At 38.5% G+C, this 22,901-nt stretch carries 21 protein-coding genes and 1 pseudogene; 19 read left to right on the top strand and 3 right to left on the bottom strand.

Annotated elements, in window-relative coordinates; genetic code table 11:
* From Q0X77_RS10785 to Q0X77_RS10705, 17 genes and pseudogenes are all read left to right on the top strand, one after another.
* Positions 1-320 (top strand): annotated as a pseudogene (locus tag Q0X77_RS10785) (alpha-N-acetylgalactosaminidase); the annotation flags it as partial.
* A gap of 195 nt (positions 321-515) precedes the next feature.
* A complete protein-coding gene (locus Q0X77_RS10780) occupies positions 516-1,001 on the top strand; it encodes a DinB family protein (protein WP_297797168.1) in 486 nt (161 codons plus the stop codon).
* Positions 998-1,543, top strand: coding sequence for a GNAT family N-acetyltransferase (locus Q0X77_RS10775; protein WP_297797165.1), 546 nt, complete (start codon positions 998-1,000; stop codon positions 1,541-1,543). The genes Q0X77_RS10780 and Q0X77_RS10775 overlap by 4 nt, the downstream gene beginning before the upstream one ends.
* Before the next feature lie 6 nt (positions 1,544-1,549).
* On the top strand, positions 1,550-2,368 hold the full coding sequence (locus tag Q0X77_RS10770; RefSeq protein ID WP_297797162.1) for a bifunctional 2-polyprenyl-6-hydroxyphenol methylase/3-demethylubiquinol 3-O-methyltransferase UbiG: 819 nt from the start codon (positions 1,550-1,552) through the stop codon (positions 2,366-2,368).
* Between the two features lie 13 nt (positions 2,369-2,381).
* Complete coding sequence (locus Q0X77_RS10765) at positions 2,382-3,671, top strand: prolyl oligopeptidase family serine peptidase (RefSeq protein WP_297797159.1); 1,290 nt, start codon at positions 2,382-2,384, stop codon at positions 3,669-3,671.
* Positions 3,672-3,837: 166 nt separating this feature from the next.
* Positions 3,838-7,113 carry a S41 family peptidase gene (locus Q0X77_RS10760; RefSeq protein WP_297797156.1) on the top strand — a complete coding sequence of 1,092 codons (3,276 nt, stop codon included), beginning with the start codon at positions 3,838-3,840 and terminating at the stop codon, positions 7,111-7,113.
* 136 nt (positions 7,114-7,249) lie between these two features.
* On the top strand, positions 7,250-8,647 hold the full coding sequence (locus Q0X77_RS10755; RefSeq protein ID WP_297797153.1) for a TIGR00366 family protein: 1,398 nt from the start codon (positions 7,250-7,252) through the stop codon (positions 8,645-8,647).
* A gap of 133 nt (positions 8,648-8,780) precedes the next feature.
* The gene (locus Q0X77_RS10750) at positions 8,781-9,545 is read left to right on the top strand and encodes an SOS response-associated peptidase (protein ID WP_297797150.1); all 765 of its coding nucleotides are present in this window, start codon (positions 8,781-8,783) and stop codon (positions 9,543-9,545) included.
* Positions 9,526-10,344, top strand: coding sequence for a molybdate ABC transporter substrate-binding protein (modA, locus tag Q0X77_RS10745; RefSeq protein WP_297797147.1), 819 nt, complete (start codon positions 9,526-9,528; stop codon positions 10,342-10,344). Before Q0X77_RS10750 ends, modA begins: the two co-directional genes overlap by 20 nt.
* Positions 10,337-10,738 carry a TOBE domain-containing protein gene (locus Q0X77_RS10740; RefSeq protein ID WP_297797145.1) on the top strand — a complete coding sequence of 134 codons (402 nt, stop codon included), beginning with the start codon at positions 10,337-10,339 and terminating at the stop codon, positions 10,736-10,738. Before modA ends, Q0X77_RS10740 begins: the two co-directional genes overlap by 8 nt.
* Entirely contained in the window at positions 10,738-11,409 is a 672-nt protein-coding gene (gene modB, locus Q0X77_RS10735; RefSeq protein ID WP_297797173.1) for a molybdate ABC transporter permease subunit, read from the top strand. Before Q0X77_RS10740 ends, modB begins: the two co-directional genes overlap by 1 nt.
* The gene (locus Q0X77_RS10730; RefSeq protein ID WP_297797141.1) at positions 11,406-12,281 is read left to right on the top strand and encodes an ATP-binding cassette domain-containing protein; all 876 of its coding nucleotides are present in this window, start codon (positions 11,406-11,408) and stop codon (positions 12,279-12,281) included. Before modB ends, Q0X77_RS10730 begins: the two co-directional genes overlap by 4 nt.
* A 1-nt stretch (position 12,282) precedes the next feature.
* The gene (locus tag Q0X77_RS10725) at positions 12,283-12,858 is read left to right on the top strand and encodes a cysteine hydrolase family protein (protein ID WP_297797138.1); all 576 of its coding nucleotides are present in this window, start codon (positions 12,283-12,285) and stop codon (positions 12,856-12,858) included.
* Positions 12,859-13,001: 143 nt separating this feature from the next.
* Positions 13,002-13,439, top strand: a complete 438-nt coding sequence (locus tag Q0X77_RS10720) for a thioredoxin family protein (RefSeq protein WP_297797135.1) — start codon at positions 13,002-13,004, stop codon at positions 13,437-13,439.
* Complete coding sequence (locus Q0X77_RS10715) at positions 13,440-14,426, top strand: FAD:protein FMN transferase (protein ID WP_297797132.1); 987 nt, start codon at positions 13,440-13,442, stop codon at positions 14,424-14,426.
* Positions 14,423-14,635 (top strand): DUF4266 domain-containing protein, encoded by a 213-nt coding sequence (locus Q0X77_RS10710; RefSeq protein ID WP_297797129.1) that lies wholly within the window; start codon positions 14,423-14,425, stop codon positions 14,633-14,635. The genes Q0X77_RS10715 and Q0X77_RS10710 overlap by 4 nt, the downstream gene beginning before the upstream one ends.
* Positions 14,636-14,679: 44 nt before the next feature.
* Positions 14,680-16,002 carry a DUF3570 domain-containing protein gene (locus Q0X77_RS10705; RefSeq protein ID WP_297797126.1) on the top strand — a complete coding sequence of 441 codons (1,323 nt, stop codon included), beginning with the start codon at positions 14,680-14,682 and terminating at the stop codon, positions 16,000-16,002.
* A gap of 103 nt (positions 16,003-16,105) precedes the next feature.
* On the opposite strand, the gene rny is transcribed toward Q0X77_RS10705, so the two are convergent.
* The 3 genes from rny to Q0X77_RS10690 all read right to left on the bottom strand — a co-directional run bounded on the left by rny (position 16,106) and on the right by Q0X77_RS10690 (position 18,525).
* The gene (rny, locus tag Q0X77_RS10700) at positions 16,106-17,674 is read right to left on the bottom strand and encodes a ribonuclease Y (protein ID WP_297797123.1); all 1,569 of its coding nucleotides are present in this window, start codon (positions 17,672-17,674) and stop codon (positions 16,106-16,108) included.
* A gap of 249 nt (positions 17,675-17,923) precedes the next feature.
* Positions 17,924-18,220: a cell division protein ZapA gene (locus Q0X77_RS10695; RefSeq protein WP_297797121.1), complete on the bottom strand. Its 297-nt coding sequence runs from the start codon at positions 18,218-18,220 to the stop codon at positions 17,924-17,926.
* A gap of 14 nt (positions 18,221-18,234) precedes the next feature.
* The gene (locus tag Q0X77_RS10690) at positions 18,235-18,525 is read right to left on the bottom strand and encodes a hypothetical protein (protein WP_297797118.1); all 291 of its coding nucleotides are present in this window, start codon (positions 18,523-18,525) and stop codon (positions 18,235-18,237) included.
* A gap of 209 nt (positions 18,526-18,734) precedes the next feature.
* On the opposite strand from Q0X77_RS10690, the gene Q0X77_RS10685 reads away from it, so the two are divergent.
* The gene (locus Q0X77_RS10685) at positions 18,735-20,426 is read left to right on the top strand and encodes a M23 family metallopeptidase (protein WP_297797115.1); all 1,692 of its coding nucleotides are present in this window, start codon (positions 18,735-18,737) and stop codon (positions 20,424-20,426) included.
* 4 nt (positions 20,427-20,430) lie between these two features.
* The gene (locus Q0X77_RS10680) at positions 20,431-22,899 is read left to right on the top strand and encodes a carboxypeptidase-like regulatory domain-containing protein (protein ID WP_297797112.1); all 2,469 of its coding nucleotides are present in this window, start codon (positions 20,431-20,433) and stop codon (positions 22,897-22,899) included.
* Positions 22,900-22,901: the final 2 nt, after the last annotated feature.

Below are 22,901 nucleotides of genomic sequence, written 5' to 3'. Positions count from 1 at the left end.
TTATGGTACAATGGGATGAAACAAGTCCCCGCCCTTATTCCCGACTAAATTTAATACAGGGTACCAAAGGTATTTTGGCCGGTTTTCCTACGCGTGTCGCTTTGGAAGGTGGTATTGACGGCATTACAGATAGCCATCATCAATGGGTTCAGGGAGAACAATTGTCATCTCTTTATGATAAATACGATCATCCGTTGTACAAGCGCTTGGCCTCTTCTACCGGTGAAAGTGGCCATGGAGGGATGGATGGGATGATGGTCTACCGGATTATAGAATGTCTTAGAAATGGCTTACCGCTTGATCAAAATGTTTATGAATGATGTTTCCGGAGTGCAGTTTCACCTTTAAGTGAACGTTCTGTAGCTAATGACGGTGCACCACAGTCATTTCCGGATTTTACACGAGGTAAATGGAAAGAAACGAAACCTTTAGATATCATAGCCTGATTTTACGGTTCACGAAACACTTTTTCATGCAATTCGTCTTAAAAATAGGACCATATCCACCTCCTGCCTATGGATAAACAAATTAATTCAATAAAAAGGCAAATAAGTGAAGTCCATAATGGTTTAATTTGGGCCGGAAACTCGTATAGCAAAAAATTATCCCAATTAAAAGAAGATCAGATATTTGTACGTCCGTTGTCTTCTGTACACAGTATTGCTGAAATTATTGCGCATATTATTTCCTGGCGGAAGGATACTATCGTAAAATTAAGGACCGGCAGAGGTGAACTTACAGATGCCAATCCAATAAATTGGAGAACAAATGACGAGTTAAAGGCTATTGGTTGGGAGAAGATCCGGGAAGAAGATAATAAAACGCTCCTGGAATTATTGGAACTTTTACAAGATAAGGATGATAGCTTTTTAGATGAACACTATTATGACCCCGAATTCGGAGGTAATTATCCTTATTCTTTTGTGCTTGAAGGTATGTTACACCATGACATCTACCATTTAGGGCAAATTGGGCTGGTGATAAAAATGTTAAAGGAATGAATCGTTCAGGAAAATACATTACAGAAACTCCAAGATTATTGCTCCGCGAGTTTATTCCGGATGATGCCGAAAATATTTGGGAATTAAATTCAGATCCGGAAGTTATGAAGTATACCGGGGATCCGCCTTTTGAAAGTGTAAAAATGGCAAGGGAATTTCTTCTTAATTACCAGGATTACGATAATAATGGCTTTGGCAGGTGGGCTGTCATTACAAAAGCTTCCCACTCATTTATTGGATGGTGCGGCCTAAAACTCAATGAACAAAATTTGGTGGATATAGGGTTTCGTTTTTTTAGAAGGGAATGGAATAAAGGCTATGCCACTGAAGCCGCTAGTGCCTGTCTTGAATATGGTTTTGTAGAGTTGAATTTAACAGAGATTATTGGCCGGGTTGCCAGACAAAATGCAGCCTCCATTAAAGTTCTGGAAAAACTTTCAATGGATTACTGGAAAAAAGACAATTGCAAGGGTATTGAAGACTCCTTGTACTACAGATTAACAAAAGAACAATACCTTCAAAAGGCAATAAAACGTAACTGACAAGACATGGATTCGAAATCTGACTATATTAAAATAAACAGGGCCTCCTGGAACAGAAAGACGGATACACATATGGAGTCTGATTTTTATGATATAAAAGGCTTCCTTGAAGGGAAAACATCACTGAAGAGTATAGAATTAAAACTTTTGGGGGATATAAAAGGTCAGAATATATTGCATTTGCAATGTCATTTCGGTCAGGATACACTGTCGTTGGGAAGGCTTGGCGCAAAGGTTACAGGGGTTGATCTTTCGGATAAGGCCATTGAAAGAGCGAAAGAATTGGCATCCAAAACAAACATCGATGCCAAATTTATTTGCTGCGATCTTTATGATCTGCCAAATCATTTAAGTGGGGAATTTGATATTGTTTATACCTCCTATGGTACGGTTGGCTGGTTGCCTGATATTGACAAATGGGGGCAAATTATATCACATTTTTTAAGACCCGGAGGCAGACTTATTTTCGTAGAATTTCATCCTGTTGTCTGGATGTTTGACAATGAATTTAGTAAGGTAGAATACAACTATTTCAATTCCGGGCCTATTGAAGAAACTGAAACAGGAACCTATGCAAACAGAGATGCTGATCTAAAACTGGAATATGTAACCTGGAATCACGGTTTAGCTGAAGTAATGACCGGTCTCCTGACTAATGGCCTTGAAATAACCTCCCTTCAGGAATATGATTATTCCCCGTATAATTGTTTTAACTCTATGATTGAACCAGAACCAGGCAAGTATCGAATCAAACACCTTGGAAATAAAATACCAATGGTTTACAGTATAGAAGCGAGAAAAAAGAATCCCGAATCAAAAAGTTAAACAATAATAACCGATGAGAAAATCTTTCTATTTACTATTAATCCTTTCTATAATATCCTGTAGTCCAAATACAAATAAGGAAACGTCTGACCGAAGTGGCGTTTATAATGGCCTCTTTGAAAAAGGTAATTTTTCGGACTCTATAATTATTGAGATTGAACAGGATTCCTTGCAGTGGAGGGCTTATTTTACAAGCCTCGAACAAAATGCCAACAGAATCCCATTTAGGGAAGTTGAAGTAAAAGGAGATTCGATAAACTTTAAAATACAGAGCGATTTTTATACCTATTCATTTAAAAATTTATGGGCGAAAACTAATTCGAAATTAAGCGGATCCCTAACCGTGGATACCCTTCAAATACCTTATACCCTCTATAAAGTTGCCGGTAAAATGAATATTCCGGCGTCGGAGGACATAAATTTCAGAACTAACGATCTGAAATTAAATGGTACTATTTACTATCCGGCTAATGACCGTAAAGAAGCCCTTGTAATTGTCACTTCCTCAGGTAATTCGGACCGAAGTGCATCAAGAGCAGAAGCGCAACTTTTTGCAAAACGCGGTTATACTACCTTTATTTATGACAAACGTGGGACAGGAAGTTCAGAAGGCAACTGGTCCCGGGCAAGCATAGAAGAACTTGCATCGGATGATATTAATGCCATTACGTGGTTTTCTAAAAAGACGAATATCCCTTTAGACCAAATAGGAATTAAAGGCAACAGCCAGGGAGCTAGTAAGATACCATTTATTTTAAATGAGATAAAAGACCTTAAATATGGTATCGCTGTAAGTTGTCCCGGCTCTACCTTATTGGAAAGTGATCTCAATTACTGGAAGAACAGGAATCAGGAGAATCTGGGTGAGCATTTTGAAGAGGCAACCAAATTTGAGCGAAAGGTTTTTGAAACTATTGCAGGGGTTATTTCCAAAGAAACCCTTCAGAAAGAAATAGACCAGAATAAATCCAAAGAGTGGTTCAATAAGGTTTGGATTCCCGACCTTGCTGAAATTGAAATAGATCAAAAATTAAATTACTCGCCAATTCCTTACTTTGAAAAAACTAAACAACCAATACTTGTTGTTCAGGGGAGTTTGGATGAAATTATTCCTCCTAAGAGTTATGAAGCCATCAACGAGGCCCTTGAAAAAGCTCAAAATAAAAACCATAAAATAGTAGTTCTCGAAGGCGCTTCACACTCCATGTATGAGGTTACAAAGAGTGATTTTCCCTATTGGTCGAAGCTACATCGCAATTACCTAAGTATTCTGGAAAATTGGATCCAAAGTCTAAACCAATAAACCCTAATCCTCGGAAGCTATTTCTTAGACATTCATCGAATTATAAAAAAGTCGTATCTCATATTTTGTAAGACCAAAATCCACCTTATATTTAACGATCATTCATTTACAATTAGCTGCGCTTAGATGCACTTCAAATAATTAAATAATCAATAACATCTTTCCTATGAGAATACACTTTAAAAGTTATCCGTTACTAACCATATTTCTGGCAATAGGGATTTTCCAAATAAATGCTCAAAATACAATAGATACCAGGTTGTTAAAAAGTCCTGCAATTAGTGAAAATAATATTGCATTTATTTATGCCGAAGATCTGTGGATTGCCAACAAAAATGGTACTAATCCCAGGCGACTCACCATTGATGAAGGGGTGGAATCCAACCCCGTTTTTTCACCAGATGGTTCTTTAATTGCCTTCAGTGCGGAATATGACGGAAATATAGATGTATTTATTGTTTCTGCACAAGGGGGAGTTCCTAAAAGACTAACCTGGCATCCAAGCTGGGATCAGGTAAGAGATTTTACTCCGGATGGCAAAGAAGTGCTTTTCATCTCCCGCAGAGCTACCTACACCAACAGACATGCAAAGCTTTATACTGTCTCGATCGAAGGAGGTCAGCCAACGGAATTGCCAATTCCCAGTGCATTTAGTGCATCGTATTCAGAGGATGGAAAATATATCGCTTATTCACCTCTATATGAAGTGTTTAACCAATGGAAGAATTATAGGGGAGGCACGCAATCACGTATATGGATTTACGATATGGAGACCTATGAAGTTACGGAAATTCCCAAACCAGCCTCGGGAGGCAATGATGCCAATCCACAGTGGATAGGAAACAAAGTTTATTTTAGAAGTGACCGTAATGGTGAATTCAATCTTTTTGCTTATGACTTGGACTCCAGACAGGTAACCCAGCTCACAAATTATGACGATTTTCCCGTGATAAGTCTCAATACCAATAACAATGATTTAATCTACGAGCAAGCAGGATATTTACATTTATTTGATACAAATTCTTTATCCAGTACAAAACTTACTATCTCCATCGCTACAGATTTACTGGAACTCAGGCCTCGTTATGTCTCTGGCGACAGATACATTAGAAGTGCCGGTATTTCACCATCCGGTGCCAGGGCTGTTTTTGATTTCAGAGGGGAAGTAATAACTGTACCCGCTGAAAAAGGTGATGTAGAGAACTTGAGTCAAACTGCGGGGATTCATGAGAAATATCCACAATGGTCGCCAGACGGCAAGAAGATAGCTTATTTTTCGGATGCTTCGGGTGAATATAGCCTGCATCTTAAAACACTGGAAGATGGCTCAATAAAAAAGATACCTATCTCCGGTTCCGGATTCTACGCCTTTTTACATTGGTCACCAGATAGTAAAAAGTTATGCTTCGTGGATAATGGGCGTAATTTATTGATGGCAGATACAGCTACCGCAAAAATCACTAAAATTGGAACAGATAAACTGTATTCTCCAGGTGTTTTCAGAGAACTTTTTGGTTCCTGGTCCCATGATTCGAAATGGGTGTCCTACACAATAATAACGGAAACAAACTTTGAAAGGGCCTACGTATATTCCCTTGATCAGAATAAATCCTTTGAACTTTCCGATGGCCTTTCCAACGTTAGTGAACCTATCTTTGATCCAAGCGGAAAATACATCTATATGCTTGCCTCCACAGATGCCGGACCTGTTGTGAATTGGTTTGATCAGTCTAATCAGGATATGGAAATGACGAATTCTATCTATTTGGTAACCTTAAGGAAGGAGCTTATTTCCCCATTAGCTAAAGAGAATGATGAAGAAAAGAACGGGAAGGAAGAGAAATCCGATAAAGATGACAAATCAAAAGATGGTAAGAAAGAAGACAAAACAGCAGAACCATTGCGGATAGACTGGGAACAAATTACGAATCGTATTATTGACTTACCCATTTCACCGGGCATGTATTCCGGCTTAAGCGCTACTGAAGAAGGAAAATTATTTTATTTATCGCGTAAACCTCATAGTAGTTTCAGCGATCCACAGCAACTTAGAATGTATGATTTGAATAAGCGGGAAGATGAAGAAGTTATGCCGGTAAATTGGTATACTATTGCTGCGGACGGAAAAAAAATGTTATACCGTAAGGAACAAACCTGGGGTATTACAGAAGTTGGGAAGAAACCTGAAAATGGTGCATTAAATATTGGTAGTATTAAAGTAAAAATTGATCCAAGACAGGAATGGTCCAATATTTTTGATGAAGCCTGGCGTGTGAACAGGGACTATTTCTATGACCCGGGAATGCATGGATTAGATTGGAATGCGATGAAAGAAAAATATAAAATTTTCCTTCCGGATGTCACTTGCAGAAGTGACCTGTACAGAGTTATGCAATGGATGTGCAGTGAAATTGCTGTAGGACATCATAGGTTTGGTAGCAGGGGCGATCGAATGAATAACCCGGACAAAGTTGGTGGAGGCCTCTTAGGAGCAGATTATGACGTGTCTAACAACAGGTATCGATTTGCAAAAATATACGGAGGTCTTAACTGGACCCCTGAACTTCGTTCACCTTTAACAGAACCGGGTGTTAACGTTGTTACAGGTGATTATTTAATCGCCGTAAATGGCAGGCAGGTTACTGCAGATCAAAATCTCTTTAGCCATTTTGAAAACACTCAAAACAAGATTGTAGAGCTCACAGTGTCAGCTTCCGCAGACGGCTCTGGCTCGCGCAAGGTAAAAGTGGTTCCTATTGAAAGTGAACGCTCTCTGAGAAACAGGGACTGGGTTGAAGGTAATATTAAAAAAGTTGATAAAGCAACAAACGGACAGGTGGCCTATGTCTACGTACCCAATACAGCAGGCGCCGGACACGAATATTTTAAACGGTATTTCTTCCCCCAGGCCAATAAGAAAGCTATAATTGTTGATGAACGACACAATGGGGGCGGACAGTTGGCAGATTACTATATAGATATGCTGAAGAAACCCTATCAGGCATCCTGGACCTTCAGGTATGGAAATGATCTCAAATCCCCCAGCGCCTCCATCCAAGGACCGAAAGTGATGATTATTGATGAAACTGCCGGCTCAGGCGGGGATTATCTCCCCTGGATGTTTAGAAAATTTAAACTGGGTACCCTCATCGGTAAAACAACCTGGGGCGGACTTGTTGGTGTTTTAGGGTATCCTGAATTTATTGATGGCGGATCGGTAACTGCGCCTAATGTGGCATTCTGGAACGAAAACGGTTACCGCGTTGAGAATGAAGGGGTTGCGCCGGATATTGAAGTGGAACAATGGCCCAAAGAGGTTATTTCTGGAAGTGATCCTCAATTGGAAAAAGCCATTGAAGTCGTAATGGAACAGCTGAAGAGTGCCCCTCCGGTAACCCCTAAGCGACCAGAGTATCCTGTTCGTGTAAGAAAATCAAACTGATGTATCTATTAATGTGCGGTGTGTTTCAGTAAACATCGCACATTTTTTGGACTATAATAAATGAACCGTTATTGGGAATTTTACTAATTTATCCTACGAACTAAACTATAACTAAATACAACTGAGAAGTTCTAGTATGATTTCAGCACTTGGCAAACTTTTCACAGATCTCTTTGTTAAATATATGCCCAGTGCGTATGTTTTTGCATTGCTCCTTACCCTCATCACAGGATTTGCTGCCCTTTTGTGGACAGATACCTCATTCATAGGTGTTCTGGAAGGATGGTATGGAGGGTTTTGGTCCTTGCTGGCTTTTGGGATGCAGATTATCCTTGTCATTGTGACAGCTGCCAGTATAGCCCAATCAGAAACGGTTGAAAAAGGTATAAATTGGATATCTCGCTACATAAAGACTCCGGGCCAAGTTTATTTGTTTGTACTTGTTTCTGGAGCCCTAATGGCATTGATCAGTTTTGGGATGATCGTAATTGTGGCAATTTTAGCCCGAGAATTGGCCACAAGAGTAAAAGGGTTAAACTATCCTTTTTTAATCGCCTGTGTTTATTTTGGCATGGGTAGTTGGGTTGCCGGGGCTTCCAGTTCTATCGCCCTATTATTAAATACCGAAAACAATTTTTTAATTGAAGCAGGTATTCTTTCCAATTTGATACCAACCTCTTATACGTTGGGATCATCTCTGAACATTATAATGATCCTGCTTTTTGTGGTGTTAGGACCTCTATTATTTCTCATATTAGTTCCAAAAGACAACAAGGATAAAGAATTATCTGATCTCCTGGTACTGGATGATCTTCCAAACGAGACTTCAGTTAAAGCAGAGGCGGAATCTTACAAACTTCCTTATCGAGCTGTCTCAGATCTTCTCAATAATAGCGGGGTTTTGCAAACTTCAGTTGCCATTTTAGGTTTCATTTTTATCGGACATTATTTTTATCAGAATGGGTTCGAACTGAATTTCAATATTATCATATTTACATTTCTGATCCTGGGCCTTTTTCTTCATAAAACTCCGCTGCGGTATAGCATTTCCATGAAACGATCAAGCAGCAATATCTCAGGAATACTTTTTCAATATCCGTTTTATGCAGGTATCATGGGAATAATGCTTTCAACCGGTTTAGGTGCAAAAATTGCTGATCTTCAGGTTTCAATTGCCACCCTAACAAACTATCCCTTTTTAGCATATGTTTCTGGTGGTTTGGTGAATTTTGCCATTCCTTCCGCCGGTGGGGAGTTTGCCGTGATTGGACCTGGAATTATTAATGTAGTCAAAGAACTTGGCGCAGGGTTCAGTGAAACGGAAGTTACCGCTATGATTGCCAGAGCCTCTATGGCTATTGCCTATGGAGAAAGTCTGAGTAATGCCCTTCAACCTTTCTATTTATTAATAATTTTTCCTGTAATGGCCAGTGGCACCAAATTACAGGCGAGAGATGTTATGGGATATTTTGTAATTCCTTTTATTCTGTTTTTTATCATTCAATCGGCATTGTTAGTTTGGATGCCCTTATAAAGTTCACACTCAGTTCTCTGGCTTATCTTTTTTAATTTTGCTTAATTCAGAAATTACGTTAAATCCAGTCCAAATCAATTATTGAACAAAATTTCTTAAATTTAATTCTTCCCCATTATATAAATATTGAGATATGTGTTACGATATCAAAGCAAGTCTTGAAGCTCAGTTAAAACGTGCCAGGCATTACGGGAACGAGCAGGCCATTGAGGAGATTATTGAAAAAATGGCACCTTTATCAGACTTGCCACTTTATCATGTTTCAGGATTTAATCACCCAAAATTATTTATTTATACAGATAGTGCGCCACATAAACCAATTCTTGCAACGTGGGGACTTGTACCGTTTTGGGTAAAAGATAAGACTCAACTAAAAAAGCTCTGGAACCAAACGCTTAACGCAAGAGGGGAAACAATTTTTGAAAAGCCTTCCTTTCGAAATTCAGCCAAAAATAAGCGCTGTATTATTTATGTAGACGGATTTTATGAACATCATCATTACGCCGGTAAAACCTTCCCTTTTTATGTGAATAAAAAAGACAATGAACCTTTACCTTTGGCCGGGCTCTGGAGTGAATGGGTGGATACAGAAACCGGTGAATTGATTAACACCTTCTCAATTGTAACAACTGAGGGAAATTCCATGATGTCCAAAATTCATAATAACCCAAAGGCTTCGGGACCACGAATGCCTTTAATTTTACCGGAAGAACTGGTAGACAAATGGCTGGAGCATATAGAAGACGATTTGGACAAAAAAGCGATACAGGAATTGATAAAATCATATCCGGAAGATGAACTAAAAGCACATACTGTAAGTCGTTTAAGGGGGAAAGAATATCCGGGCAATGTAGCGGACATCACTAAAGAAGTAGCCTATGCCGAATTGGAATTTTAAAGTCCCACCATCTCTTAAATTGCCGCTTAAAAAAAAATTGGTTTTTAAAGTATTAGGAATTGTTTTACTAGTTCTTGTTTCTGCCTGTAAAGACGCAAATAATGATTCATCTAAAATTACCATTGCCGCTGCGGCCAATACACAATACGCATTAGAGTCCATTATTGAAAAATTCACAGCAGAAACTGGCTTTAACTGTGACTTGATTATAAGTTCTTCTGGAAAGCATACTGCCCAGATTATGGAAGGCGCACCCTTTGATATTTTTGTCTCGGCTGATATGAAATACCCTTCGGATCTATTTAAAAAAGGCTTTGCCAGTGCCCCCCCTGAAATCTACGCATATGGAAAATTAGCACTCTGGACAATGGTTGACGGACTTGCGCCAACAACAGAAAACTTAGACAGTTCGTCAATTAAGCACATTGCAATCGCAAATCCTAAAACAGCACCCTATGGACTGGCAGCCCTGGAAGTACTTAAAAAAAAGGGGCTTTTATCTGATCTTGAGACTAAATTGGTATATGGTGAGAGTATTGCCCAAACCAATCAATTTATATATTCTAAATCGGCTGAAATCGGATTTACAGCCCAATCAGTGGTTCTTTCACCGGAAATGAAAGGGAAGGGTAATTTTGTTATCATCAACGATTCTCTTTACACCCCAATAGCACAAGGAGCAGTGATCATAAACCAACCTAAAAGAAATAATTCGGGGGTCAAAAAATTTTACAAATTTCTTTTCTCCAGGGAGGCAAAGATTATATTAAAAGATTTCGGATATTCGGTAGATGAATAGTTTAAAAGGTCATATTAAAAATGTGCAGGTAAACGGTAGTTTATCACTCGTAACAATTGAGCTTTCTGATCAGAGCCTGTTTAAAGCCATCATCATAGAAACTCCGGAAACGGTTTCATATCTGACTGCAGGTCATTTAGTTAAGGTTTTATTTAAGGAAACGGAAGTTATTATCGGCAAGGACACCGAGCAAAAAATAAGCCTTCAAAACCGCCTTAAGGGAGAAATTACTCATATTGAACGCGGTCTATTGTTAAGCAATATCCTGATAAATACCCCGGCAGGTGATATAAGCTCCATTATTACTACCAATGCGGTGGATCAACTTGGATTGGAAGAAGCGTTATCTGTTTGCGCAATGGTCAAAACTAATGAAATTATGCTGTCTGAATGATGAATTGGGATCCGCTATTTATTACTTTAAAACTAGCTGTTGTTACTACGGCAATACTATTGGTTATTTCAATACCGATAGCCTATTGGCTGGTAAACACCAAATCCAGATCTAAACCCTTCATGGAAACTCTTATCAGCATGCCTTTGGTTTTACCTCCAACGGTTTTGGGTTTTTATTTCCTGTTGGCTTTCAGTCCGGGAAACGCCTTTGGGAATTGGATAAATGAATGGCTGGGGCTTAAACTTGTATTTTCATTTGGCGGACTTGTCCTTGCTTCCATAATATATAGCCTGCCCTTTATGGTTCACCCAATTCAATCGGGTCTGAGTATGCTGCCTCATTCACTCACGGAAGCTTCGCAGGTGATGGGAAAATCAAAATGGACAACCTTGCTTAAGGTTCTTCTGCCCAATTGCAAAACTTCAATATTAACCGGAATTGTCCTCGCTTTTGCACATACCGTGGGTGAATTTGGCGTAGTACTAATGATTGGCGGAAGTATTCCAGGTAAAACCAAGGTCGCATCCATTGCAATTTATGATGAGGTAGAAGCAATGAATTACGGCGCGGCCAATTTCTACGCTTCTGTATTATTTATTATAACATTTTGTATCCTGCTTACGGTATATTTAATAAATGGGGGGTATCTAAAGCGCTTTTGGAAATGATAAAGCTAGATTTTCATAAAAGTTTAAGTGACTCTGACGGACAAATGAACCTTCGCATAAAATGTGATATCAGAAAAGGTGAATTAGTTACACTATATGGTGAATCCGGTTCAGGAAAAACCTCAACCTTAAGAATCCTTGCCGGATTATTAAACCCGGATAAAGGAGTTATTACGGTTGAAAATACCAGTTGGGTAGATACCAAAAAGAGGGATTATTTATCGCCCCAAAAAAGAAATATTGGTTATGTATTTCAGGATTATGCCTTGTTCCCAAATATGACTGTAAAACAAAATCTGGAATTTGCAGCACATAAAGGGCAGAATAAAAGAGTAATTTCTGATCTTATAGAACTAATGGAACTTGGGGATCTGAACAGTAGAAAACCACAAACACTTTCAGGTGGTCAACAACAACGGGTGGCTCTGGCACGAGCCCTTGTACACAAGCCAAAAATTCTCTTGTTAGATGAACCTCTTGCAGCGCTGGATTATAAAATTCGTTTGAAACTCCAGGATTATATCTCGAGAATTCATAAGGAATATAGTCTTACCACCCTCTTGGTAAGTCATGATCCAGGTGAGATTATGAAACTGTCTGACAGGGTTATTGTATTGGAAAAGGGGAAAATTATCAAACAGGGAATGCCCGATGAAATCTTTACCAATAAAAAGATCAGTGGAAAATTTAAATTTATAGGTGAAGTATTGAAAATAGAATCTCACGATGTTATTCACATTGTTTCAGTGTTGATTCAAAACAATGTGGTTAAAGTAATTGCGGATAAATCTGAAGTACAAACATTGAATATTGGTGACAAAGTAATGGTTGCCTCTAAAGCCTTTAATCCAATTCTCTACAAAATTGAATAATATGAATTCTGCAAGTAAACCGGCATTGCTCCTTATCGATATTCAGAAAGGATTAGATGATATTGACTATTATGGGGGGCACAGAAATAATCTTCAAGCTGAATCAAATGCAAGAAAAGTGCTTGACTTTTGGAGAAATAATAAGCTTCCTATTTTTCATGTTAAGCACAACTCAACCAATCCGAATTCCCCGCTGGTTAAGGGTAAGATAGGGAACGAATTCAAGGATATTGTTAAACCACTGGCAAATGAAGCCATTATAGAGAAAGAGGTGAACAGTGCTTTCATTGGGACAGATCTGCAGCAAAAAATGGACAAACTTGGAATTGAAAAAGTAGTGATTGTTGGTTTAACTACGGATCATTGCGTTTCTAGTAGCGCAAGAATGGCAGGGAATTTGGGTTATGATACATTTTTAGTGGGAGATGCAACGGCTGCCTTTGATAAAGTAGGTCCTAATGGAACTAAATACAAGGCCGAAATGATTCACGAAATTGAATTAGCCAGCATACATAATGAATTCGCTACTGTAATAGCCAGCGATGATCTTTTGATAAGCTTAAAAGAGATACTGTAGATTTGGCAGTATCTATACCCTTATACCCCATGTGATTATGGAACTTACGACACAGATCGCAATTATCTCAAGATCCTGATAAAGTAAGTGGCTCCTGTCAAAAACGGGATACGAAATCTTAAAAAAAAGCGTTAATCTATCATATGAAAATAAGAACCTTCTTTCTGGTACTATTCATTGGTTCGGCGACAATTTGGGCTCAGGAATGGCAGACAGATTTCAACTATGCCAAAGAACTGGCCAAATCTGGGGATAAACCAATTATTCTAGTATTTCAGGGCTCGGATTGGTGCGCACCCTGCATAAAACTTGAACAGCAGATTTGGAGCTCTGAAGAATTCAAAAATTATTCTTCGGACCATTTTGTTTTATTGCTGGCAGATTTCCCGCGTAAAAAACAAAATAAACTTTCGGTTGAGCAGCAGGAAAAGAATAAAGACTTGGCCGAAACCTATAACCAAAATGGATACTTTCCTTTGGTTGTTGTCCTGGACAAAGATGGAAGGGTGTTAGGGCAAACGGGTTATAAAAAAATAACAGTAAAAGAATATATTGGTCTTTTAGAATCTTTTAAAGAATAAATGGTAAAACTAAATAGCTCCCTTATTATTCTCATGTTCTTTATTGTACCCTTAACGGCACAGCAAACTTTTCAGCGCAATGTAAAAAGAATGGGCAGCGGTTTTCAGATTACCGTTGTGGCCAATGACTCTCTAGAGGCCAAAACCTATATAGATCTTGCAATTTCTGAGATTACAAGGATAGAAAAGTTAATTTCTTCCTGGGATCCAAAATCAGAAACCTCTGAAATAAACCAGAATGCAGGAATAAAATCGGTCAGGGTTAGTGAAGAATTATTCGAATTAATCGATAGGGCTATAAAACTGTCCGGGATTACCGATGGTGCATTTGACATTAGTTATGCGTCTATGGACAAAATCTGGAAATTCGATGGCAGCATGAAAACAATGCCTAACACGAAGGAAATAGAATCATCGGTAGCAAAGGTAGGATTCCGGAATATTATTTTGGATACAAAGAACAGATCGGTCTTTCTTAAAAAGAAGGGTATGAAAATAGGCTTTGGAGCCATTGGAAAGGGATATGCAGCAGATATGGCTAAATCCCTATTACTCGAAAACGGGGTGCAGGCCGGTATTATAAATGCTTCCGGAGATATGAATACATGGGGCAGACAACCCAATGGCAATGAATGGACTGTAGCCATTACCAATCCCTTAAATAAAACGAAAGCAGCTGCTATTTTGCCAATTACTAATGGGGCCGTAGTTACTTCCGGTAATTATGAAAAATTTGTGCGTCTTAATGGTATTCGATATGCACATATTATAGACCCGCGTACAGGTTATCCGGCAACCGGAATTTTAAGTGTAACTGTATTCGCTCCCAAGGCGGAATTAGCCGATGCCCTGGCAACATCTGTTTTTGTAATGGGAAAAGAAACAGGATTAAACCGAATTAATCAGTTACCTCAGGTAGAGTGCATAATTATTGACGAAAATGGGAAGGTGTTTACCAGCCATAATATAGAAATAGATAGGTTATGATCAGGAAAATAGTTTTAGCAACGTGCTTCCTTGTAGTTTTAAGTAGCTGCGTGGCCGTTAAGGGATATGAAAAAGTAAATCTCAATGATCCCGATATGGAGTTATCAGAAAAGTTGTGTGATAGAAATATTACAGTTTTTCATTCCTACCGCGAAGCAGCTGCGGGAGCCAATGGTGGCAAAACCGGAGGTGGCTGCGGATGTAACTAAATAATTTTTGGCACGAACACTATGCTATTTTTTATAAAAAATCTATGATAAAACATAAACTCTTACTTTTTATCGCACTGGTGGTCGTTTTCGCGATTGGTCGTTCCCAAAGTTCGGAGCAAAATAAAGAAGTTTATAAGAACAGGGTTTTAGAATCAACTGAAATAGATATTTTGACCAGTTATTACAGTCAGGATGGACAAAATGCTGCTGTTACCGGAGGCCGTGGTACTGAAGAATTAACAGATATTACTGGAACATTGGTGGTATCTATTCCTTTAAGTGATGATGATGTATTAACATTAGATGCCGGTATTTCGGCATATACTTCTGCCTCTTCGAGTAATATTAACCCGTTTGACAAAGGTTTTGCAGATCCTTTTATAGCTGCCTCGGGTGCTTCCAGGGATGATACCTGGTATAATATTACCGGTAATTACAGCCATAGTTCAGATGATAGGAATTCCATATGGACCGCAAATCTTTCATATTCCACTGAATACGATTACAACTCCCTTGGTTTTGGGGGTAGCTATACACGATTATTCAATGAGAAAAATACCGAACTTGGGTTTAGGGGTAATGTATTTCTAGACAAATGGACGCTCATCTACCCCTATGAACTTCGTCCTTTTGCTCCCGGAGGAAGGGGATTAGAAGATTTTTTATTTATAGAAAATACTATAACAGGTAACCCTAATTACAGTCCTGACTTTAGCGTTTTAACAGATCAGAAACGGAACTCCTATTCCTTTGGGGTTGGCTTGTCACAAATCCTTACTAAAAATATTCAAGGGACTTTCCTAACCGATCTAGTATTGCAGCAAGGTTTGCTTTCAACACCTTTTCAGCGGGTTTACTTTAGTGATGTGGCTGATTCTTTTATTGATAACTTTCATCTGGCGGATGATATAGAACGCTTACCTGATTCCAGGTTTAAGGTCGCCCTGGGGGGCCGACTCAATTTTTTCATCAATGAATATCTGGTGGTGAGATCGTATTATAGATATTATTTTGATGATTGGGGGATAAATTCGAATACACTTAGTATTGAAGTTCCCGTTAAAATCGCCAGGAAATTCACCTTGTATCCATCTTACCGTTTTTATAACCAGCAAGCCGCGGATTATTTTGCCCCCTACAACCAACATCTGTCTACCTCCCCATTCTATACTTCAGATTATGATTTGTCTAAGTACAATGCAAATCAATTTGGTTTTGGAATTAACTACACCAACATTATTATGAAACAACATAAACTAAAATTTGGTTTGAAAAGCATAGATGTCAAATACAATTACTACAAGAGAAACACCGGTTTGAGCGCGGGTATCATCACTGCCGGTTTTAAATTTGTCGTTGATTAAACAGGTGGAATAAGCGGTCATAACCTCTTTGAATACTACCAGATAGTTATAAAAGCAAAAACGAGCCTTAAAGCCCGTTTTTCAATTTTTCTGAGACAATTCCTTATTTGGCTACATTCACAGATCGTGTTTCGCGTATAACCGTAACTTTAACCTGACCGGGATATGTCATGTCGGTCTGTATTTTCTGTGAGATTTCAAAAGAAAGCTGTGCAGCTTTATCATCGCTCACTTTCTCACTTTCGACTATTACCCTCAATTCCCTTCCTGCCTGGATAGCATACGCTTTTTGAACACCTCCAAAAGCAAAGGCGATATCTTCCAGATCTTTTAGGCGTTGTATATAGGAATCCAGTACCTGTCTCCTTGCTCCGGGACGTGCTCCGCTAATAGCATCACATACTTGTACAATGGGTGATATTAAGGTCTTCATTTCTATTTCATCATGGTGGGCACCAATGGCGTTACAGACGTCCGGTTTTTCCCCGAATTTCTCTGCCCATTGCATTCCCAAAATGGCATGAGGTGTTTCTACTTCTGCTTCTGTATTAGGCACTTTACCTATATCGTGCAACAGACCAGCACGTTTAGCTATTTTAGGGTTTAAGCCTAATTCCGCAGCCATTACCCCGCATAGTTTTGCTACCTCTCTTGAGTGCTGCAATAGGTTCTGACCGTAGGAAGATCTGTATTTCATTCTACCTACAGCTCTTATTAATTCAGGATGTAATCCGTGAATACCGAGATCTATTACCGTGCGTTTACCAACCTCAACAATTTCCTGTTCTATTTGCTTTTCGGTTTTCCGAACAATCTCTTCAATCCTGGCCGGATGAATTCTTCCATCTGTAACCAATTTATGAAGGGAAAGGCGGGCTACCTCCCTTCGGACTGAATCAAAACAGGAAAGTATAATAGCCTCAGGGGTATCATCAACAATAATTTCTACTCCGGTTGCCGATTCAAGAGTTCTGATATTGCGGCCCTCTCGGCCAATAATACGACCTTTTACATCATCAGATTCCAGATTGAATACCGAAACACAGTTCTCAACTGCTTCCTCCGTACCAATACGCTGAATGGTATTTATGACGATTTTCTTTGCTTCCTGTTGCGCAGTTAGCTTGGCGTCTTCCATGGTAGTTTGCAAGTACGCCATTGCATCCGTTTTGGCTGTTTCTTTCAAAGATTCCAGGAGTTGGCTTTTTGCTTCTTCGGCAGATAAGCCGGAAATTACCTCTAACTGCTGTACCTGTCTTTTATGAAGTTTTTCGAGTTCAGAATGCTTTTTATCATAAAGTTCAGATTTGTGATCCAAACCTTTTTGCCTGCTTATAAGCTGCTCATTTAACTTCTTGTTCTTGGCCAATTCAGCACTAACCTGTGATTCCTTATCGCGGGTTCGTTTCTCAGATTCCGCAATTTTCTTTTCTTTATTTATTATTACTTTTTCGTGTTCAGCTTTTAATTCCAGAAACTTTTCTTTCGCCTGAAATATTTTATCTTTCTTTATATTCTCACCTTCGATGCTGGCGGATTTTAAAATAGAACTGGCTTCTTTTTTTGCATTTGTAACCGTTTTGGCAGCCTTACCTTTCTCCAATAATTTTGCTACAATGAATCCTATTAACAAACCTGCTATAGCCCCTATGGCAATTGTTGTAATATCCATAACTTATCTTAATAATTAATACCTTACTGTCCTCTTTTTTTATTTGAATACTCAAGCTTTTAACGCTGTATCCAATACCTATTTTGACTTTACTTCGCTTTTGTTCTTATCACACGAGGGTAAACCGAACTATTTGAGGATCAGTAAACAATTTATAAACTCAACTCACCCTTTTCAAACAAATTAGTGTTGAGTTCGTCAAAAATTAAATACCAATGTGGGCAGTAACTTTGTATTATGTTAAAGAACTTATTTTATACTTAGTTTAGAGTTTACCAACTGATCCAACGCTTTTAGACGTTCAGTAACTTCTTTGGTACTCTCTGAATTATCTATGCCTCTTTGTTCAATCTTCGAGGCAAACTGCAAGGCACACATGGCCAGTACATCCTGTTTGTCTCTAACGGCATAATTTTGCTCAAATTTCTTAGCAAGCTGTTCAATATTCTTTGCAGCTTTTCTCAATCCTTCTTCCTGACTTGGATCAATGGTTAAAGGATATACCCTATCTGCAATAGAAAGCTTTATTTTCAGCTTCTCCCCCATATATCTTTGTTACATCATTCAGCAAGTTGTGCTATACAATAATCCAACTCTCTTATCAATGTATTTATTTTGAGCTTAGCTTCAGTTTTATTTGTATCACTGCCCAACATCGAATTTGCAAGCTTGAGAGAATTATATCTTTCTTCCCATTCCAAAATGGTATTCCTAATTGTTTCATCCTCAGTTTTAAGATCAGTAACTTCCTGTTCCAATCTTTCTTTAGCCTTGTTTAGCAATTCAATTTTATGCAAAAGCTTGCTAATTTTATTTTCTAGGGAATCAACAATTTCAACCAATTCGCTCATATGCAAATTACAATGCGATTTACACAAAGTTAACACACCTTCGACGACTTCGCAATAGTTTTTGCAATTATTCTTGAAGTAACACTTTAAATCCCGTGGATATGGCAATTCTTAAAAAATAAAAAAAGATTAAATAAAATTTTCGTTGTTAACAGACCTTTTTTCCATGTTTATCTCGTATTAATTAAATTCGTACCAACTTAACGCTTATGAAAATACCTAGTTTATGCATCCTGCTTTTTTCTGTCCTTGTTATTACAGGGCAGGACAAGTACCCGCAGGATGTCTTCAGATCCCCTTTGAATATTCCTTTAGTCCTTGCCGGAACATTTGGTGAATTACGCTCAAATCATTTCCATGCGGGCATTGATATCAAAACTCAACAACGCCAGGGTTTACCAGTGCATGCTATAGGCAATGGCACCATAACCAGAATTAAAGTAGGACTTTGGGGATATGGAAAAGTGATATATATTGCCCATCCCAATGGATATACATCTGTTTATGGGCATCTTCAAAAGTTTGCACCGGAAATTGAAGCTTTCATTAAGAAACTTCAATACGAGAAAAAGTCTTATGAAGTTGAGGTTTTTCCTGATTATGGTGACCTTAAAGTACAAAAAGACCAGGTGATTGCTTATACCGGAAATACAGGCGGATCCTCCGGGCCACACCTCCATTTTGAAATAAGAAACAGCATATCCGAAAAACCTACTAATCCGCTACTATATGGATTGGAAGTTTGGGATGCCACGAACCCGACACTCGTAAGTCTGTTTGCCTATCCCTTGTCTGCAAATGCGCAGGTAAATAGAAGTAGTAAGAAGATTCAAATTAAATTTAACCGAAAAAGAGATGGATCTTATGTGGCAGATAAGGTATATGCCTCCGGGACCATTGGATTTGGTATTAACACCTATGACAGGCAGGATCTGGCGGCTAATAAAAACGGTGTTTTTTCTGTACAGCAAATAGTTAATGGAAAGATTTATACTGATTATAATTTTGAATCTTTCTCGTTTAAAGAGACAAGATATATCAATACATTGATAGATTATGACCATTATGGAAAGTATAACAGGCGAATACAACGTTTGTTTATGGTCCCTGGTAATCGGTTGGGAATTTATGATCAAATATATAATGAAGGCAAGATCAATATAAAAGAAGGACTCTCCTATAACGTGGAAATTCATATTAAGGATCTTGCAAATAATATGGTCAAATTAATAATACCCATTGAGGGAAAAAGGGAGCAACCAGTTATACTAAAGGAAGAAAAGAAGACCGATTATTTCATTATAGCCAAACAACCAAATAATTATGACCTGGGTGCCGCAAAAGTCTATTTTCCTGCAAACACTTTTTATGAAAATCAATATCTGGACCTTCAAAAAGGTAATGACACGGTAGTAATCCACAATAATAGGATACCTGCACATAAAAACTTTACTATAACATTTGATGTATCCCGTTACTCAGCGCAAGACCGAAAGGAATTATTTATAGCACGACTGGGTAAAAAAAATAAAATGAGTTACATGAATACTTTTAAACGAGGTTCAACATTCACAACACGGACCCGTAACCTCGGTACCTATACGTTGGCGAGGGATACCATTCCACCAAAAATCAGAACAAAGAATTTTCGGGAAAAACAATGGTTAACCAACTATCGTTATCTAAGCCTGCTGATATCTGATGACCTTAGCGGTATTGATACCTATACCGCCACTTTAAACGGGGTGTGGATATTAATGGAATACGAGCCAAAAACCAAAACACTAACCTACAATTTTGACGATAAAATCCTTAATCAAACGCAATGTGAACTCAAAGTAGTCGTTACAGATAACGTGGGCAATACAAATACCTTTACCAGCACGTTTTACAGAAAATAGTACTTTGAAGTGTTCTAACCTTTTATTACTTCTTACTCTTTTTGGTTCTCTCAGTTTATTGAGAGGGCAAAAGGCAACCATTACGGGCGTAGTATTAGGAACAAATGACAAACCTTTGTCTAATGTAAATATTACCGCTGAGGGAAGTGGCACCTCTACAGATTCATCCGGTTTTTATTTATTAGAAGTTATAGCCGATAAGAAAATAACTGTGATATTTTCTCATATAGGTCATAAGAACGTAATCCTTGAAGATCTAATCCTTACCACCAACGAGACGTTCGAATTCAATCCTGTATTAAAGACAGATGCAATACAGGTAGATGGTGTAGAAGTAACGGCCACTGGGGAAAAGAGTGCTGAAGGCATTACCACTATTTCTACAAAACTAGCACGAAAAATCCCGGGTGCCAACGCGGGGGTAGAAAATGTGTTAAAATTACTGCCCGGCGTCTCTTCAAATAACGAACTCAGTACGCAGTATTTTGTAAGGGGAGGAAATTATGACGAAAACCTGGTTTATATTAATGATATTGAAGTTTATCGCCCTTTCCTTATTCGTTCCGGTCAGCAAGAAGGATTGAGTTTTGTAAATAGCCATATGGTACAAAACCTCGAATTCTCCTCTGGCGGATTTCAGTCGGTTTACGGGGATAGGCTCTCGTCAGTATTGGATATTACCTATAAGAATCCATCAGAATTTGGATTAAATGTGGAAGCTAGTTTCCTTGGCGCAGGGATAACTCTTGAAACAATATCTAAAAACAGAAATTTCACAAGCGTAACAGGTTTGCGCTATAGAGATAATAGCCTCCTGGTGAACAGCCAACAAACCAACACGAATTTTACGCCTGTTTTTGCAGATTTACAGACTTATCTTACCTACCATTTCTCAAGTAAATTTAGTCTTAACTTTTTAGGAAATCTATCGTTAAACGACTATCAAAATGTGCCTCTCTCAAGACAGACCAACTTTGGAACAATTAGCGATCCAAAGGCGCTGGTAGTATTTTATCAAGGTAAGGAAGATAATAACTACCAAACCAGCCTTGGGGCCCTAAAAGCAGATTATAAGGTAAATGACGATGTGCTGTTAAGTTTTATTACTTCTGTATACCATACTACTGAAGAAGAGTACTCCGATGTAATAGCCCAATATGAATTAGGGGAAATTGATACAGATCTGGGTGGTAGTAATCTTGGAGAAGTTACTTCTTCAAGAGGAATAGGCACACAGTTTAACCGGGCCCGAAATGATCTTGACGCCCTTATTGTTAACGTTGCGCACAAAGGGCGCCTGAACAAAAACAAAAGCTCATTGGAGTGGGGTATTAAATATACCCATGAAGATTTTCGCGATCAGATCCGTGAATCTGAATTTCTGGACTCCCTGGGGTATTCTGTCAGGCCTCCAACCAACGAATTCATAAATAACCAGCCTGAAGAACCTTTTAATGCGGAAATTGTGCCTTATACCTCTGTTTCCGCTTTAAATTTTGTAAGAACCAATCGCTTTCTGGGATATCTTCAATACAGCAGAAGAACCCTATGGAATACCAACAATATTTATTACAATCTAGGTATCCGGTCTCAGTTTTGGACAGTTAGCGGCGAAGGATTTCCGAGTAATTCTCAGATCATTTTCAGTCCCAGGGGACAATTTGCTATTAAGCCTTCATGGAAGGTTGATATGTTATTCAGGCTTGCAGCAGGAATATATCAGCAACCCCCGTTTTACAGAGAATTAAGAGATCCTACAGGAACTATACAACCTCAGGTAAAAGCACAAAGATCTATTCATTTTGTGCTTGGTAACGAATACAGTTTTGAACTTTGGAACCGACCTTTTAAACTGGTTAGTGAAGCTTATTACAAAAATTTATCGAATGTAAATCCATACACGCTGGATGATGTAAGGATAAGGTATGCCGCTTCAAATAATGCCAAAGCTTATGCTTATGGATTTGATGTGCGAATGAACGGTGCTTTTGTACCGGGAACTGAATCCTGGGTTAGCCTGGGTTTTCTTAAAACAGAGGAAAATATTGATGACAGGGGGTATATTTCCAGACCAACTGACCAGAGATTTCAACTAGGTATTCTATGGCAGGATTATATTCCTAATATACCCAATTTAAGGATGTATTTAAATCTTGTTTACAATACCGGAGTACCCGGTGGCTCGCCGAGTTACGCCGATCCATATAATTTTCAGAATAGATTAAGAGATTATAAGCGTGCAGATTTAGGTATTTCCTATACTTTTGTAGGATTAAATAAACAATACCCCAAGGGTCATTGGCTACATCGTTTTGAAGAATTGAATTTTGGTTTTGAGATTTTCAACCTATTTAACAATCAAAATTCTATAACCAATACCTGGGTTAGGGATGTGGACAGTAAACAGGAGTTTGCAGTTCCTAATTTTATGACATCCCGTGTATTTAACCTGAAACTGAGTATGCGCTTTTAGTT

It is taken from the genome of uncultured Eudoraea sp. (assembly GCF_947258925.1).
In the GTDB taxonomy this organism is placed as follows: Bacteria; Bacteroidota; Bacteroidia; order Flavobacteriales; family Flavobacteriaceae; genus Eudoraea.
This window is presented reverse-complemented; position numbering and strand designations above follow the sequence as displayed.